This window comes from Streptomyces katrae (genome assembly GCF_000966975.1).
In the GTDB taxonomy this organism is placed as follows: Bacteria; Actinomycetota; Actinomycetes; order Streptomycetales; family Streptomycetaceae; genus Streptomyces; species Streptomyces katrae.
Window position 1 is genome coordinate 1 of the sequence record NZ_JZWV01001529.1, and the last position, 283, is coordinate 283.

General features: G+C 71.4%; 1 protein-coding gene. It reads right to left on the bottom strand.

What is annotated here, in order from left to right; genetic code table 11:
- On the bottom strand, positions 1-283 hold a 283-nt coding region (locus VR44_RS38910; RefSeq protein ID WP_281187294.1), incomplete at both ends, for a beta-ketoacyl synthase N-terminal-like domain-containing protein.

The window sequence follows — 283 nt, forward strand, 5'->3', positions numbered from 1 at the left end:
CGAAGGTGTTCGGGGTGGCCATGACGGTCACACCGCCCACCAGGGCCATCGAGCATTCGCCCTGCCGCAGGGCCTGCGCCGCCAGGTGCAGGGCCACCAAGGACGAGGAGCAGGCCGTGTCCACCGTCACCGCCGGCCCCTCCAGGCCGAAGGTGTACGAGAGCCGGCCCGAGGCCACGCTGCCGGAGGTGCCCATGCCGAGGTGGCCTTCGAGCCCTTCGGGTACGGTCCCGCCCAGCTGGGAGCCGTAGTCGTGGTACATGACGCCCGCGAACACTCCGGT